The organism is Geomonas edaphica (assembly GCF_004917075.1).
Lineage (GTDB): Bacteria > Desulfobacterota > Desulfuromonadia > Geobacterales > Geobacteraceae > Geomonas > Geomonas edaphica.
Window position 1 is genome coordinate 1 of sequence record NZ_SSYB01000003.1, and the last position, 14,757, is coordinate 14,757.

The 14,757-nt window shown below is 56.0% G+C and carries 16 protein-coding genes and 1 tRNA gene; 5 read left to right on the plus strand and 12 right to left on the minus strand.

Features of this window, described 5'->3' with window-relative positions:
- Positions 1 to 67: 67 nt before the first annotated feature.
- From E8K79_RS21110 to E8K79_RS09055, 5 genes are all read right to left on the minus strand, one after another.
- Complete coding sequence (locus tag E8K79_RS21110) at positions 68 to 319, minus strand: hypothetical protein (RefSeq protein ID WP_162604640.1); 252 nt, start codon at positions 317 to 319, stop codon at positions 68 to 70.
- A 187-nt stretch (positions 320 to 506) separates the two neighbouring features.
- On the minus strand, positions 507 to 995 hold the full coding sequence (locus tag E8K79_RS09040) for a GNAT family N-acetyltransferase (protein WP_136514483.1): 489 nt from the start codon (positions 993 to 995) through the stop codon (positions 507 to 509).
- 26 nt (positions 996 to 1,021) lie between these two features.
- Positions 1,022 to 1,507 carry a WbuC family cupin fold metalloprotein gene (locus tag E8K79_RS09045; RefSeq protein ID WP_136514484.1) on the minus strand — a complete coding sequence of 162 codons (486 nt, stop codon included), beginning with the start codon at positions 1,505 to 1,507 and terminating at the stop codon, positions 1,022 to 1,024.
- Positions 1,508 to 1,577: 70 nt separating this feature from the next.
- On the minus strand, positions 1,578 to 2,324 hold the full coding sequence (locus tag E8K79_RS09050; protein WP_136514485.1) for an SAM-dependent methyltransferase: 747 nt from the start codon (positions 2,322 to 2,324) through the stop codon (positions 1,578 to 1,580).
- 301 nt (positions 2,325 to 2,625) lie between these two features.
- Positions 2,626 to 3,237, minus strand: coding sequence for a hypothetical protein (locus E8K79_RS09055; RefSeq protein WP_136514486.1), 612 nt, complete (start codon positions 3,235 to 3,237; stop codon positions 2,626 to 2,628).
- A 1,121-nt stretch (positions 3,238 to 4,358) separates the two neighbouring features.
- Between E8K79_RS09055 and cls the strand changes: the two genes are divergently transcribed.
- Entirely contained in the window at positions 4,359 to 5,567 is a 1,209-nt protein-coding gene (gene cls / locus E8K79_RS09060; RefSeq protein WP_246043781.1) for a cardiolipin synthase, read from the plus strand.
- Between the two features lie 341 nt (positions 5,568 to 5,908).
- Here the strand turns inward: cls and E8K79_RS09065 are convergent.
- Positions 5,909 to 5,983 (minus strand) — tRNA-Gly (locus E8K79_RS09065).
- 132 nt (positions 5,984 to 6,115) lie between these two features.
- On the opposite strand from E8K79_RS09065, the gene E8K79_RS09070 reads away from it, so the two are divergent.
- From E8K79_RS09070 to E8K79_RS09080, 3 genes are read left to right on the plus strand one after another with little or no spacing between them, the layout of a single operon-like run.
- Positions 6,116 to 6,733 carry a hypothetical protein gene (locus tag E8K79_RS09070; protein WP_136514487.1) on the plus strand — a complete coding sequence of 206 codons (618 nt, stop codon included), beginning with the start codon at positions 6,116 to 6,118 and terminating at the stop codon, positions 6,731 to 6,733.
- A 12-nt stretch (positions 6,734 to 6,745) separates the two neighbouring features.
- Entirely contained in the window at positions 6,746 to 7,180 is a 435-nt protein-coding gene (locus tag E8K79_RS09075; protein WP_136514488.1) for an acyl-CoA thioesterase, read from the plus strand.
- Entirely contained in the window at positions 7,177 to 7,386 is a 210-nt protein-coding gene (locus E8K79_RS09080; RefSeq protein ID WP_136514489.1) for a hypothetical protein, read from the plus strand. Before E8K79_RS09075 ends, E8K79_RS09080 begins: the two co-directional genes overlap by 4 nt.
- A gap of 190 nt (positions 7,387 to 7,576) precedes the next feature.
- Here E8K79_RS09080 and gluQRS read toward each other — a convergent pair whose 3' ends face one another.
- The 6 genes from gluQRS to E8K79_RS09110 all read right to left on the minus strand — a co-directional run bounded on the left by gluQRS (position 7,577) and on the right by E8K79_RS09110 (position 13,680).
- Positions 7,577 to 8,506 (minus strand): tRNA glutamyl-Q(34) synthetase GluQRS, encoded by a 930-nt coding sequence (gene gluQRS, locus E8K79_RS09085; RefSeq protein ID WP_136514734.1) that lies wholly within the window; start codon positions 8,504 to 8,506, stop codon positions 7,577 to 7,579.
- A gap of 51 nt (positions 8,507 to 8,557) precedes the next feature.
- Positions 8,558 to 8,869 carry a pyrimidine/purine nucleoside phosphorylase gene (ppnP, locus tag E8K79_RS09090; protein ID WP_136514490.1) on the minus strand — a complete coding sequence of 104 codons (312 nt, stop codon included), beginning with the start codon at positions 8,867 to 8,869 and terminating at the stop codon, positions 8,558 to 8,560.
- Positions 8,870 to 8,935: 66 nt separating this feature from the next.
- Positions 8,936 to 9,283: a hypothetical protein gene (locus tag E8K79_RS09095; RefSeq protein WP_136514491.1), complete on the minus strand. Its 348-nt coding sequence runs from the start codon at positions 9,281 to 9,283 to the stop codon at positions 8,936 to 8,938.
- Between the two features lie 167 nt (positions 9,284 to 9,450).
- On the minus strand, positions 9,451 to 10,863 hold the full coding sequence (gene glnA / locus E8K79_RS09100) for a type I glutamate--ammonia ligase (protein ID WP_136514492.1): 1,413 nt from the start codon (positions 10,861 to 10,863) through the stop codon (positions 9,451 to 9,453).
- A 38-nt stretch (positions 10,864 to 10,901) separates the two neighbouring features.
- The gene (locus E8K79_RS09105; RefSeq protein ID WP_129126904.1) at positions 10,902 to 11,240 is read right to left on the minus strand and encodes a P-II family nitrogen regulator; all 339 of its coding nucleotides are present in this window, start codon (positions 11,238 to 11,240) and stop codon (positions 10,902 to 10,904) included.
- Between the two features lie 358 nt (positions 11,241 to 11,598).
- Positions 11,599 to 13,680: a glutamine synthetase III family protein gene (locus E8K79_RS09110; RefSeq protein WP_281276069.1), complete on the minus strand. Its 2,082-nt coding sequence runs from the start codon at positions 13,678 to 13,680 to the stop codon at positions 11,599 to 11,601.
- A gap of 308 nt (positions 13,681 to 13,988) precedes the next feature.
- Here E8K79_RS09110 and E8K79_RS09115 point away from each other — a divergent pair, with 308 nt between their 5' ends.
- Positions 13,989 to 14,723 carry a peptidoglycan DD-metalloendopeptidase family protein gene (locus E8K79_RS09115; RefSeq protein WP_136514494.1) on the plus strand — a complete coding sequence of 245 codons (735 nt, stop codon included), beginning with the start codon at positions 13,989 to 13,991 and terminating at the stop codon, positions 14,721 to 14,723.
- Positions 14,724 to 14,757: the final 34 nt, after the last annotated feature.

A 14,757-nucleotide genomic window follows, 5' to 3' on the forward strand; every position in this document is an offset into this window, starting at 1 on the left:
TCAACGACTCGTCCAGAGCGGTCAACGACTCGTAAGGAGCGGTCAACGACTCGTTTGGAGCAATCAACTACTCGTCCGGAGCGATCAACGACTCGTCCAGAGCGGTCAACGATTCGTCCAGAGCGGTCAACGACTCGTTCAGAGCGATCAACGACTCGTCCGGAGCGATCAACGACTCGTCCGGAGTGATCAACGACTCGTCCGGAGCGATCAACGACTCGTTCGGAGCGATCAACGACTCGTTCGGAGCGATCAACGACTCGTCCGGAGAGGTCAACGACTCGTCCAGAGCGGTCAACGACTCGTCCAGAGCGGTCAACGACTCGTCGGTAGCGATCAGTGACTTTCGACCATCCCCCTCTCCCTCTGGGAGAGGGCGGGGTGAGGGCGTCGGCAGCAGCGATTCACTTCGGGCAGCGCCCTCCCTCCCCTTCGCAGAGGATCCGCTAAGTGGCAGGCCCGGAATCTTCACGTAGGTAGGGACGTAACGCCTCTCTTGGTCTGGGTTATAGATTCACTCGTTTACCCAAAATAGACAGGCTGTATTCCTCCCCGTCCATTTCAGCGATTCTTGGCAGCTTACCCCACTCCTCAAAGCCCAATGACTTGAACAACCGGATACTCGGTTCGTTATGTGAAAATATGAACCCGACAACGGTCTTGATCTGAAGTCCCTGCGTCATCTCCAATGCCTCTGCGAGCACCTCGCGTCCGAGCCCCTTGCCTCTCTGTTCTGGCGAAATATAGATACTTATCTCGGCAGTGTGGTCATACGCCGGGCGGCCGTAGAAGGACTGGAAACTCACCCACGCAACTATTTGGCCGTCTCTTTCACATACCAACAAGGGACGCTTGTGAGGCTCATGTTGCCGAAACCATTCCATCTTGGAGGCGACACTCACCTCTACTGTGTCGGCAGTGGATTGTCGCGTCGGTACCGTTGAGTTATAGATCGCGACGATCGTCTCGAGGTCATGCTCTGTTGCGATTCTCATGGGGTGCAGTCTCCTTTAACGTCCCGTCATCGAACCCCACAACCAGGCCAACGTTGCCCGACCTCGGCATCACGGAACCAATGCATGAGTTCCTTTTGCGCATCATCATCGGCAGAAGGCGACCAGGAGGCGAAGTCTTCCTCTTTGAAAGGAGCGTACGGGCCGTGTTTGACTTCAAAGATGACACCACCGGTATCAAGAGAGAGGACCGCATGCCATGTCGCGACCGGAGTTTCGACCACGCAAACGCCTTCACCTAGCACTGCACGACCGATGACGACGCCGTCATCATCAAAGGTCAAGACGACAAAGCGGCCCCGCAGTGGGGTCAAAAGCTCCCATGAATTGAGATGGCGATGAGGGCGAATATAGGTGTCCGGCTCCATTGCTATCGCTAAGCGCTGGATGGGGTCGGACAGTTCGGAATGAAGGTTACGATTCATCCGCTTGCGTGGGGATTGTTCAGCTTGGCTGCTAAGGCTGGAGAGGTCGTCGATAGAGATTGTTTTCATAGAGGCTCCCGCAATGAGTTTTGCGGGCGAGCGTAGACCGAATCGGTTAACTTTGCAATTCCGTTTTTAGCTATCGCGGCATCAACGCGAATACGCCCCAGCCCAGGTACTCGCGTGTGTTTGAGGCGTAGCGCTGCGGCTCCGAGGTCAGTTGCGCACGGACCTCTATCGCTAACTCATCGTCTGGATTGGCTTCAAGCCATCGGCGCATGGTAAGCCATTTGGCCGCCTCATATCTGTCCCAGCCGTCCTGATCGGCCAGCACCATTTCAACGACGTCATAGCCCAAGCGGCCAAAAGAAGCGAGCAGTTCCGGCAGCATGAGGAAATCGGAGATCGAATTGGCAAGACACCCCTTGGCAACATCGTCCGTCGGAGGCAACTGTCTCCAGTGAGGCTCGCCGATGAGGATGATCCCTCCGGCACGCAGACTCTGCGCCAAGAGCTCGATAGTGCCGGCGACTCCACCGCCGATCCAGGTGGCACCGACACAGGCTGCAACACCTACCTTGTCGTCCGAGACATAGCCGGCAGCATCACCATGGATGAACTGGACTTGTTCGGCGACGCCAAGTTCTTCGGCGCGGAGCTTTGCTTGATTGCTGAATAACTGGCTCATGTCGATGCCGGTTCCGATGATTCCGTAATCGCGGGCCCAGGTGCAGAGCATTTCCCCCGATCCGCTCCCTAGATCGAGCACCCGAGTCCCCTTTTCCATACGCAGTGCCGCACCGAGAGTTGCGAGCTTTTCTGGAGTGAAAGGGTTATGGATGCGGTGAGCACTTTCGGTGATGTTGAAGATCCGGGGTATGTCCATTTCGGAAATTCCTTTATGGGTTGTGTGTGTCGATTGGAATTTACCCTGTAAGGTGAGAACTAGCTGAAAGTCGGGTCGTGGATGTCACATCGCTGACAAATGAGGGGGAAACTTTTTGCTGATGGCAGGATAAATTGCTTTGTATGTTACTGCCAATGTGATGTTTACAACGCCAATCGGCCATTTTCTTTGACTTATGGGCGATAACAAAATGACATATTCAAGGGTAGGGTGTTCCTAACTTATCAAGTGTGGACTCACTATCTGTGCAGTACAACACACGCAGTATGAGCCGCGAAATTTAAAAGGAAGCCCATGACTGACGGCATTTACTTACTAAAATCAAACAGCAAAGCCCGGCTGCAAGCAGCCTAAAAGTTCCTGGTTCCGGGACTGCAGGGATAGCCTCTGGGTTACTGAAATGTAACCCTCCATCGAAACCGATCGAATAGTCAGTGGCCAGCCCCCCAAAGAAATAGAAAGAGTCCGGTAGGGTTATAGGCAGGCCGTTGGGGGAGTGGTCAAGCTCCTGGCTGACGGAACCGTAGCCTCCAGTAGGTGAATATTGATAAAAAGGGCCCAGATTCCAACAGTCGTTAGCTTGCCCATGCAGGTCCATCAGTTGAAGATAACCCGAGCCTACGTAAATATCCCCTGTGCTGGATGTCAAATAAAACTTAGGTATTGAGAAAGTTTCACTTACCTCAGCAGGAAAGTCGAAAGGACTAGGAGATTGGTAGATAGAGGTATAAATGGTAGGATTATTGTTGAAAATTGCGTACCCGTTAAAAAGCACTGAATCGTCATGACCAGTAAGGTTATACCTCGTGTAGGGGAGAGCTTCGGCTGAAGAGGGTAGAGCACTGCACAAAAGTAATAGAACGGCACAGTATTTCATGATAGCAAGAAACATCATAAACCTCCCGGCTTCAATACCACAATAAGCCATTTCCGAAGATTTTATCGGGACTTGAACGGCCAGAAACGTTCGAAATCCCTCTGGTAAACCTTACAAAATTTGCAGTAAACGTGCCAGCGATTTAGGTCTCTATTTTTCAACCCCTTAGCGGGTTTTAGTTTTTGGATTAATATGTTAAACGTAAACATCTTCGACATATTTGTGGCCTATCGTAAAGATCTCCGACATCATCAGGTTTCAAAACCGAGCAACAAGGCGGGCCTTTGGAGAAGTGATATCCACCCCGATTACATCATGTGCAGCACACCAATGTAAGGGAGGCGGGAGAACGACACGCCGAAAACTTTCTATCTGAAACGCAAAATTCCAATTACCAAAGCGATTAGGCAACGTCTTGACATCCTCCTGCCCAAGAGCACCGGCGATCTGGTTAGGGCCTAGCTGGTCTCAGCTGGGCCCTTTCCCTTTATGGTCTGAAAAACCGCATCGAATCATCGCAGCTGCCTCCTCCCTTCCCCCGTGCACACCCAAACCAAGCAATATCTGTCAGGATTAGCGACGATCTTACGCTGATCCCATCACCCTCTGGGAGAGGGATCGTGGATGTCTGTAGCGAAAGGTCATGCCTAATCAGCATATCTGTTGATTTGAGGTAGCGTGCTCGACGATGTCCCATTCGACACACTCGTCGTTGCGGGAATCATCCCCCTGAGATGGCCTGCATCACGGGAACTGACTACAATGGTGGACGTCTGACGCAAACACCCTACAATTGGCAGAAGAGCCTTGTGTCGGAGACCCTCTGAGGGCCGCCCCCTCTCTCTTTGAAAGAGCAGAAAACAACAAACGCCAGTATCGGTCAAGCCGGTCAGCCTGGTGGTGACCAGTTGGAACAAAAGCACGAAGTCAACGGTTACCTTCGTTCTGTTTTAACCATGGTGTCCAATATGCGATTGCCAGTATCGTTAGTTTTGATCGTTTCTTTCGGATTAGCTTCCGGGTGCGCAACCCTGCCCAAAGCATCTGAAGTCATAGACAAGGTCCAGTCTGACGGGACCCCCCCGCGGATTTCGTCGATTGCCGGAGTGTTGTCCCCAAAACAGAGCAGGACCATCATGGATCGTCTGAAAGCATCAGCCGGCCCGACGGAGGTTCTGGAGCGCCAGATCGCGGTAAACGAGGAGGTGAGCGGAGCCCCCCTCATCAAGGGGAACAGAGTAAGGCTACTTGTCGACGGACCCGCCACGTTTGCTGCCATGTTCAAGGCGATAAAGAGCGCAAGGCACACGGTAAACATGGAAACGTTCATTTTTAAGGATGACGAAACGGGGCAAAAGCTCGCGGATCTGCTCATCTGGAAACGGCAGGAAGGAGTCCGGGTGAATCTCATGTACGACAGCGTTGGGAGTATGGCGACATCCGCTTCATTTTTCAAAAGGTTGCGGGACAAAGGCGTCAACGTCGTAGAATTTAATCCGATAAATCCGCTGAAAGCTTCGAAGAAGTGGCGGCTGGCTTTGCGGGATCACCGAAAGCTACTGGTCGTGGACGGCAAGATGGCGATAACCGGTGGGGTCAACATCAGCCAGGTCTATTCGAGCAAGTTCGTCGGTGAAGGAGAGGACACGACCAAAATTCCATGGCGCGATACGGACATCCTTATAGAAGGTCCGGCCGTGGCTGAATTACAGAAGGTATTTCTCCACGCATGGACAATGCAGAAGGGGCCGGTTCTGAATGACAGGGACTACTTCCCGGTACAGAAGGAGTACGGCAACAACCTGGTGCAGGTCGTAAAGAGCAGTCCCGGCGAAGCGGGCAGAACCACCTTCATCATGTATGTGTCCGCAGTCGCCTTCGCCGAGAAATCGATTCATTTGACGATCTCTTATTTCGTTCCTGACCGGCAGATGATAAAAGCTCTATGCGATGCCGCCCAAAACGGGGTGGACGTCAGGATCATCCTGCCGAAAACCAGCGATCAGAATCTGGCGCTATATGCAGGAAGGTATTATTATGACGAGCTGCTGGAGTCGGGTGTCAAACTTTATCAACGACGCAACGCCATCCTGCACGCCAAGACCGCAGTTATAGACGGCGTCTGGGCAACCGTCGGATCTACCAACCTTGACTTTTTAAGCTTTTCCCAAAACTTCGAGATAAATACGGTCATTTTAGGCGGAGATTTCGGCGCCAAAATGGAGAATATGTTTACTAAAGACCTCGCCGAATCAGATCCAATAAAGAATGAAGAATGGGAAAAGAGGCCATGGAGCTCAAGGATTAGGGAGTGGTTTTCGCACCTCTTCTCTCATATGCTGTAAAAAGCGGTCTCCTTTGCCATCGCTGAAAGAGTTGCTTTTCCGCTGACAAGACACTGCCGCCCGGCGTGTACTGCTAATCGCGAAGGACAGTACATTTACATTGATCGCGGCTAATCGCGCGTGCTAATCTTCGTCCCGTCCTGCTAGCGCCGGTCCGGACGAAGGGCTGGAATCTCAAAAGGTAGAGTTCAGCGTTGGAGCAGGACCGTCTGAAGATCCTCGCCTACTTCGGGGAGGGACTTCAAAAACGGCAGATAAGCGAAAGCCCCGGCCGCATGCGAAAGTTCATGCGAAAGCCGGGGCTTAAAGAGAAGAATCCGTAAGGATTCCTTGTAGGTAAATGGAGCGGGAAACGGGGTTCGAACCCGCGACTTCAACCTTGGCAAGGTTGCACTCTACCACTGAGTTATTCCCGCTCAGAAGAGATCCTGTTTATAGCAAACCGATGGCTCCCAGTCAACCCCTTTTTTTAATGACACGAAAAAATCCGGTACCCCCTCCTCCGCAAATGTCGTATCATATCGCGCGTCATCCGCTATACTCTCATCATGAGAAAGGACGACAAGATACGCGACATGATCGCCAGCGAGGCGGCGCGGCTCATGTACGAGGACGGCGTCCGTGAGTATCGCGACGCGAAACGCAAGGCTGCGAAACGGTTCGGCCCCGAGAAGGCACTGTCGCTCGGCTCCCACCTCCCCACCAACGCGGAGATTCACGACGAGCTCGCCCGTTTGATCGCGGCCAGGGAAGAGAAGGTGCTTCCGGAACGGCTTTTGCGCCTGAGGCTCACCGCCCTCTCCTACCTGGAGTTCTTCGCCCCCTTTTCGCCGTACCTGGTAGGCTCGGTCCTCTCCGGGGCGGTCACCGAGCGCAGCGACATCGACATCCACCTCTTTGCCGATGCCGTCGAGGATGTGGAGAAGATGCTTGCGGAGCACGGGATGGCCTTCCAGACCGAGACGGTCCCCATCAGGAAGGGGGGCGTGATCAGGGACTACACCCACATCTACCTCGAGGACGACGGCGTCGAGATCGAATGCTCCGTCTACCCGACCGAGGAGAGGCGCAACCGCACCATAAGCAGCATTACGGGTAAAGCGATGGAGCGCGCCAACGCGGCACAACTGAAAAGAATCATCGCGGCCGGTATCAGGACGCAATGAAAAGGAGCTTTCATGGATAACAGGAAGGCGGAACTGATCGAGACCCTCCTCCCGAAGGATACGAACTCTTACGGCAACATCTTCGGCGGGGTCATCATGAGTATCATGGACAAGACGGCCGGTGTGGTCTGCTGGAGATACGCGCGCAAGAGGGTCGTGACCGCTTGCGCGCAGCGCATAAGCTTCCTCACCCCCATCAACGTGGGCGAGGTGATCTACTCGCGGGCCACCATCATCCACGTCGGGCGCTCGTCAATGGAGGTCGAGGTCGAGGTCGAGGCGGAGAACGTCACCGACGGCGTGAAGCGTCTCGCGGCGAGCGGCATATTCACCATGGTGGCGGTGGACGAGAACTGGCATCCCTCTCCGGTCCCGCAGTGGCAGCCGGTAACGGAGGCGGAGCTTGAGAAGTGGCGCGCGGTGGAGAAGAGGAGAAAGGAAGCGTGAGGCCTTCAAGTTTCCTGCTGCTCGGCTTTCTCTTTCTCTCGGGATGCAAGACGCTGAACGAGGCGATGGTGCGGCACATGATGAAGGAACCGGGGATGAGCGGAGAGATGCTGGACCAGATCAGGGAAGGGTTGCAGAGACGAGAACAGGGTCCTCCGGCGAAGAGGGAATCGCTGCCGGCTTCACCTTTTCTCGATCAGGGATGAATAAGGGTAGCACGGGGTTCAAAGGCAAATCCCCCCTGCCCCCCTTCGCAAAAGGGGGGACACTTGGCCACGCTCACTACTTCGTGGCAACAACCCCTTTGCTCCCAGAATTCTCGGATTCGCAAAAAGGGGGAACGTCAGGGCTCTTGCAGCGCTTCGTGGAGAGCTGTACGGAATTCTTCTCAGTGCTTTAAAGAAATGGGGCGGGGGTGCGGGGAACGGCGCCTAGATTGAGATGGGCGACACCCCAGGCGAGCACTTCCGCGGGAGGGGCATCCTGCAGTTCAGGCGGCGGGGCCTGCCCCAGAAAACGAAGCGCGGCACAGAGGAGGCTGCCGCCGTCGCGGTCGAGATCGCGACCGGCAGCCAGGGAAACGGCGTTGTCGCGCTTGCTTAGTTTCGAACCATCGGGCCCGGTCACCAGCGGCAGATGGTAGTAATCCGGCGTCGGGAATCCGAAGATGCGCTGCAGGTAGATCTGGCGCGGCGTGGAGGCAAGCAGATCGCAGCCGCGCACCACCTGATTCACCCCGGAGGCGGCGTCGTCGACCACCACGGCAAGATGGTAGGCATAAGGCCCATCGGCCCGATGGATGACAAAATCGCCGCAGGACGCGGAGAGATGCTGGCTGTAGCGCCCCACGATACCGTCCTCGAAGGAAATCACCTCATCGTAGACCTTAACCCGCAACGCCCTTTCCACCTTTTCCGGCGGTAATCCTTCTCTGCACACCCCGGGATAGACCAGCTCCCCTTCATGGGGTGCGGAGGCGATCTCGGCGATTTCCTTTCTGGTACAGCCGCAGGCGTAGGCAAGGCCCTTCTGCTGCAACTCCCTCGCTGCGGCGCGGTACTGCTCGGTGCGTCGGCTCTGGTAGAGCACCTCGCCGTCCCACTTAAAGCCCAGCTTCTCAAGCGTCGCCATCATGTCGTCGGCGATACCCGGGACCACGCGCGGCAGATCCAGATCCTCCATGCGCAAAAGCCAAAGGCCTCCAGCGCGCTTCGCGATCAGGTAACTCCCCAGCGCCGCCACCAGTGAACCGACGTGTAGCGGTCCGGTAGGGGAAGGGGCGAAACGGCCTACGATGCTTTTTGTCTCTGAGGGTTGGGAAATCAAGGTCACGCTCGTGCCCCTTGCCGAGGATCAGCCTCGGCAAGGGGCGTCATGTTAGAGGTAGGAGCAGCAGTAGTCGGTGACGGTGGTTACCTTGAGCTCGAAGCTCGCGTTCTCGGGGACCTCGAAGGCCTCCCCACCCCTGATGGTGGCCCAGTCAGGGGAACCCGGGAGCAGCACGGTCAGCTCACCCGACAGGATCTCCATCACCTCGGCGGAGCCGGTGTTGAAGCTGTACTCGCCAGGCATCATGATGCCCAGGGTCTTGCGGGACCCGTCTTGGAAGAATACGGTACGGCTGGTGACCGCCCCGTTGAAATAGACGTTGGCCTCTTTGACGACGGTTACATTGTTGAACTCAGACACGAAGAACCTCCAGTTTAGTTATGTTGATTCCATTTAGTGACGGCAGTCCATCGGGACCAGCCGGGGCTATTTCTCCCAGTCGCCGTTTTCCCAGCGCTCAAGAGCTGCCTGCGCCCTGAACCCGATCAATCCGGGCAGCGCCGCGATGGCGGTTAGGGCCACCACGCAGCGTCCTGGGGCCTCGCGCATGGCATAGACAGCTACCATCCCGACAACCGCCGGGTCTGGATGGCCGAGTCGAAGCAGAAGTTCATCCACTCCCCCCTCGCGCTTGAGTGCCGCATAGTAGCGATTCAGGTCCGCGACTTCAGCTGGAGCCGCCTCATCGTCCATGGTCTCCATCGCCGCGGCATGCCGCAACGCCCCCTTCACGAACCACTCGACCAGCTTTTGCACCTTCTCATGCTGCTGCAAACTTCCCCCTAGCGCCACGGCACTCTGCCGCCTCAGCGGCAAATCGGCAGTGCGTGAAGTTAGCAGTTTTTCCGAATGGCATCAAGGAGAAAGGCCTCCTCCCATGACGCGAAAAAGGCGGGGAAATAATCCCCCGCCTTTTTTGCTGCCCGTATGAGCAGATCTGCCTAGATGTCGAAGTACAGTGCGAACTCGAGCGGTACCGGACGCATACGGACCGGGTTGACTTCGGCTTCGGTTTTGTACTCGATCCACTTGTCGATGACGTCCGGGGTGAAGACGTCGCCTTTGTAGAGGAACTCGTTGTCTTCCTTGAGGGCGTTAAGAGCCTCCTCAAGGCTGCCCGGAGCGGACGGGATGGTGGAGAGCTCCTCCGGGGAAAGACCGTAGATGTCCTTGTCCAGCGGCTGGCCCGGATCGATCTTGTTCTCGATGCCGTCAAGACCCGCCATCAGCAGTGCCGCGAAGGCAAGGTAGCCGTTGCAGGACGGGTCCGGAGTGCGATATTCGATCCTCTTCGCCTTCGGGTTGGAGGAGAACATCGGGATGCGCAGCGAAGCGGAACGGTTACGGCTGGAGTAAGCCATGTTCACCGGAGCCTCGAAGCCCGGCACCAGACGCTTGTAGGAGTTGGTGGTCGGGTTGGTGAAGGCGCAGAGGGCACGGGCGTGCTTGATGATGCCGCCGATATAGTACAGAGCCATCTGGGAAAGCCCGCCGTATTTGTCGCCGGCGAAGAGGTTGGTGCTGTCTTTCCAGAGGGACATGTGGCAGTGCATACCGGAGCCGTTGTCGCCGTAGAGCGGCTTCGGCATGAAGGTGACCGTCTTGCCGTTGCGGTTCGCGACGTTCTTGATGACGTACTTGAACCACTGGAGCTGGTCGGCCATATCAACGAGCGAGGAGAAGCGCATGTCGATCTCGGCCTGGCCGCCGGTGGCGACCTCGTGGTGCTGGCACTCGACGCGAATGCCGACTTTCTGGAGCTCCATCACCATCTCGTTACGGAGGTCGTTCTGGGAGTCGGTCGGTGCAACCGGGAAGTAGCCTTCCTTGTGACGCGGCTTGTACCCGAGGTTCGGGAACTCTTCACGACCGGAGTTCCATGCGCCTTCGACGGAGTCGACGGCGTAGAAGGAGGAGTTGGCGGTGGAGTCATAACGGACGTCGTCGAAGATGAAGAATTCAGCTTCCGGTCCGAAGTAAGCGGTGTCGGCGAGGCCGGTGGACTTCAGGTAGCTCTCAGCCTTCTTCGCGATGTTACGCGGGTCGCGGGTGTAGCTCTCTTTGGTGATCGGGTCGAAGATGTCGCAGATCAGGGAGAGGGTCGGAACAGCGGTGAACGGATCCATTTTAGCGGTGGTCGGATCCGGGAGGATGATCATATCGGAAGCGTGAATCGGCTGCCACCCACGGATGGAGGAGCCGTCGAAGCCCTGCCCTTCCTCGAAGGTGTCCTCGCCGAACTCGCTCATCGGCACGGTGAAGTGCTGCCAGATGCCGACGAAGTCCATGAATTTGAAATCGACCATCAGCACGCCGTTTTCTTTGGCAAACTCCACTACTTGTTTTGGTGTCATCTACTGTCTCCTTTCAAATTAAGTAAAGAATCAGCCGACTAGAGAGCGTCCTCGCCCCTCTCACCGGTCCTGATCCGGACTACTTCTTCTACGGGGGTGACAAAGATCTTGCCGTCGCCGATGCGACCTGTTTTCGCTGCCTGCTCGATGGCGTCTACCACCTTGCTTACCACTTCGTCTGACACGATGATTTCCATCTTGATCTTCGGGATGAAATCGACCACGTACTCGGCGCCGCGGTAAAGCTCGGTGTGCCCTTTTTGACGACCGAAACCTTTGACCTCACCGATGGTGATGCCCTGGATACCGATCTCATTGAGTGCTTCTTTCACTTCATCAAGCTTAAAAGGTTTTATGATTGCTTCGACTTTTTTCAAGGCAGTTATCCTCCGCTTGTTGTTCAGTGCGCCGCGAATTATAGATACCTTGCCATTGAATTGCAAGGTTTAATAAACCGCTGGCTGGTGCTTGGTGACCCTGTTGCAAGACTTTGGCCAATCAACTGGAAGGTAAACACCCATTCCTGATTCCGGGAACTTAGCCGGGGCGACCCAGCCTCCGGCAATCAAGGCAACAAGACTGTTGCCTAAAACTTACGCAGGCTATTGTCTGCAATATGGCCAGTCAGACCACGGCTTGATTAACCAGTTATTTATTAACACGTCCTAGCGGCAAAGCTGAAATAGGAGCCCCGTCAAGAGGCTCCTATTGTCAGGCAAGTAATAGACTCAGGGATTACAGAACGAAAAGCATTTCCCTGTAGGTCGGCAGCGGCCAGTACTTGGCAGCGATGATTTTCTCCAGCGCATCACCGGTGGAGCGCAGCTCAAGCATCTTGGTGAAGACGTTTGCCCTGAATGCAGCGGCCTGCTTGTCGGCATCGGCGATGCCGTTCGCCTCTTCAAGGGCCTTCTCAAGCGCCTTGGTGTTGGCGCTCATCGCGGCAAGCTTGTCGCTGAGCTCTTCCAGTAGTTCCTTCTGGGTGGAGACGTCCAGCTTGCTGGATACCGCGGTAACCGCATTGACGGACGCTGCCACCGTGGTCGCATACTCGATGGCGGTGGGGATGATGCTGTGGTTGGCCATGTCGATCATGGTCAGCGCTTCGATGTTCAGGGTCTTCACGTACTGCTCGACCATGATTTCGTAACGGGCATGCAGTTCCTTGTCACTGAAGACACTGTGAGCGGCGAACACCTCCTGGGCTTCCTTGGAAATCAGCTCTTTGAGTGCTTCGGGAGTGCTCGGGATGTTGGGCAGGCCGCGCTTGGCAGCTTCCTGGACCCACTCGTCGGAGTAGTTGTTGCCGTTGAAGATGACGCGCTGGTGTTTCTTCGCGGTATCCTGCAGCAGCTTGTCGAGGTCGGCGTCGAAGTTGGTGGATTTCTCCAGCACGTCGGCGAATTCCTTCAGGGCTTGGGCGATGATGGTGTTGATGATGATGTTCGGGCCCGAGATGGAGAAGGAGGAACCGAGCATCCTGAATTCGAACTTGTTGCCGGTGAAGGCGAACGGCGAGGTCCTGTTCCTGTCGGTGGCGTCTTTGGGCAGCGAAGGAAGGGTGCTTACACCGATGTCCATGTGACCGCTCATCTCGGAGGATTTCGTCTTGCCCGCTACGATCTGGTCGATGATGTCGGCAAGCTGCTCGCCGAGGAAGACCGAAATGATCGCCGGAGGTGCTTCGTTGGCGCCCAGGCGATACTCGTTGCCGGCGTTGGCGCAGGAGCAGCGCAGGAGCCCGGCAAAGGTGTCCACAGCCTTGATGGTTGCCATGAGGAAGGTGAGGAACTGGGCATTTTCATGGGGGGTGCGGCCCGGCTCGAGCAGGTTCTGCCCGTCGTTCGAGCTCATGGACCAGTTGTTGTGCTTGCCGGAACCGTTGACGCCTGCAAACGGTTTTTCGTGCAGCAGGCAGACCATGTCGTGCCTGAGGGCAACGCGTTTGAGAACCTCCATGACCATCTGGTTGTGGTCGGTGGCGATGTTGGTGTTCTCGAAAATCGGGGCTATTTCGAACTGTCCCGGCGCCACCTCGTTGTGCTGGGTTTTGGCGGACACACCGAGCTTCCACAGCTCTTCATTCACTTCCTTCATGTACGCCAGCACTCTTTCCTTGATGCTGCCGAAGTAGTGGTCTTCCATCTCCTGCCCTTTGGAGGACATGGCGCCGAAGAGGGTTCTACCGGCCATCATCAGGTCGGGTCTTTGCAGGTAGAAGGACTTGTCTACCAGGAAGTATTCCTGCTCTGCTCCGACGGTCGAGGTAACCCTGGTGACACTGGTGTTTCCGAACAGTTTAAGAACACGCACGGCCTGCGTGGAAAGCGCTTCCATGGAACGAAGCAGAGGAACCTTCTTGTCCAAGGCCTCACCGGTGTAGGAGCAGAAGGCGGTGGGGATGCAGAGGGTGACGACGTCGGCCTCTTCCCTCAGGAAGGCAGGCGAGGTGCAGTCCCAGGCGGTATAACCCCTCGCTTCGAAGGTCGCCCTCAGGCCGCCGCTCGGGAAAGAGGAGGCATCCGGCTCGCCCTTGACCAGCTCTTTACCGGAGAACTCAAGCAGAGCGCCGCCATCCGCCGGCGAAATGAAGGAGTCATGCTTCTCCGCGGTGATGCCGGTCATCGGCTGGAACCAATGGGTAAAATGTGTTGCACCTCTTTCAACTGCCCACTCTTTCATTGCCGAAGCGACAACATCTGCGATGGAGGGATCCAGCGGCAGACCTTCGTCTATGGTTTTCTTGAGGTTCTTGAAAACACTTTTCGGCAGCCTATCTCTCATTACGGACTGGTTAAACACATTTTGCCCAAACATCTCCACGGTGCAGCCTCCTTTTTGTGCAGCGGTGTCTAAAAAATAAGCAGAATGCTTATCGAAGATTTCAGAGTTCCAGGCATTTACAGTCGATCACGCCTGAGTCACGCTTATTAAGCAAGAGAAGTGCCCAGCCAGGCAACCCAATGATTAATATTCGCACACCCATCAGCACCGTCACTGGCACAAGCGCCGCCCGGTCCGTAGATACAAGTAGCTGCCACTTGCAAAGCGCCGACAATACTAATATAGTACGACTGCCTCAAGCAGAGTGAGACGCTCCCCGAAGTCCGGACCAAGGATCAACAGTGAAGAAACAGGCAATCACACGACGGTGGAACGGAACTTCACGGCTGGCGCTTGCACTGCTACCTGCCTTATTCTGCCTAATATCGAAGCAGAGTGTCTACGCTGACTTCTACCGATACACCGACGAAAACGGCGTAGAGGTCTTCACCAACACCCCTTCCAACAAAAGCGCGGTCCGTATCATCCGCGAAGCGCGGAAACCAAAACAGACGAACCTGCCGGCGAGAACCACAGCCAAGACGCCGTCCGCATCGTCCGAGCCTGCCGGCACAGAAGGGCTCCTCCCGGTCCAGGGGGTAATCACCTCCGGATACGGTATGCGCCATGACCCAATCGACGGAGGTCTGCGGCATCATAACGGCCTGGACATTGCGGTGCCGACCGGCACGAAGGTGAAGGCGATTGCGGCGGGAACGGTGGTCGAAAGCGGCATGCATGGGGGGTACGGCAACCTGGTGACCATCCGGCATGCCGACGGCATGGTCTCTATGTACGGGCACAACGCGCAGTTGGAGGTCAAGGTCGGGGACCAGGTGGCGGCGGGGCAGACCGTGGCGCTGTCAGGCTCGACCGGGAGATCGACCGGCCCGCATGTGCACTTCGAACTCTGGAGGAACGGCGTGAACGTGACGCGTAACTATCTGGAGACAGGGGCAGGTATTCCTGAAGTTGCCGACAGCATCAGGAGCTACGTACACAAGGACGGGTCACTGGTCTTTACCAACATCAACTGAACCGGCAATCAACGTACTCTTCATCCCCTCTCCC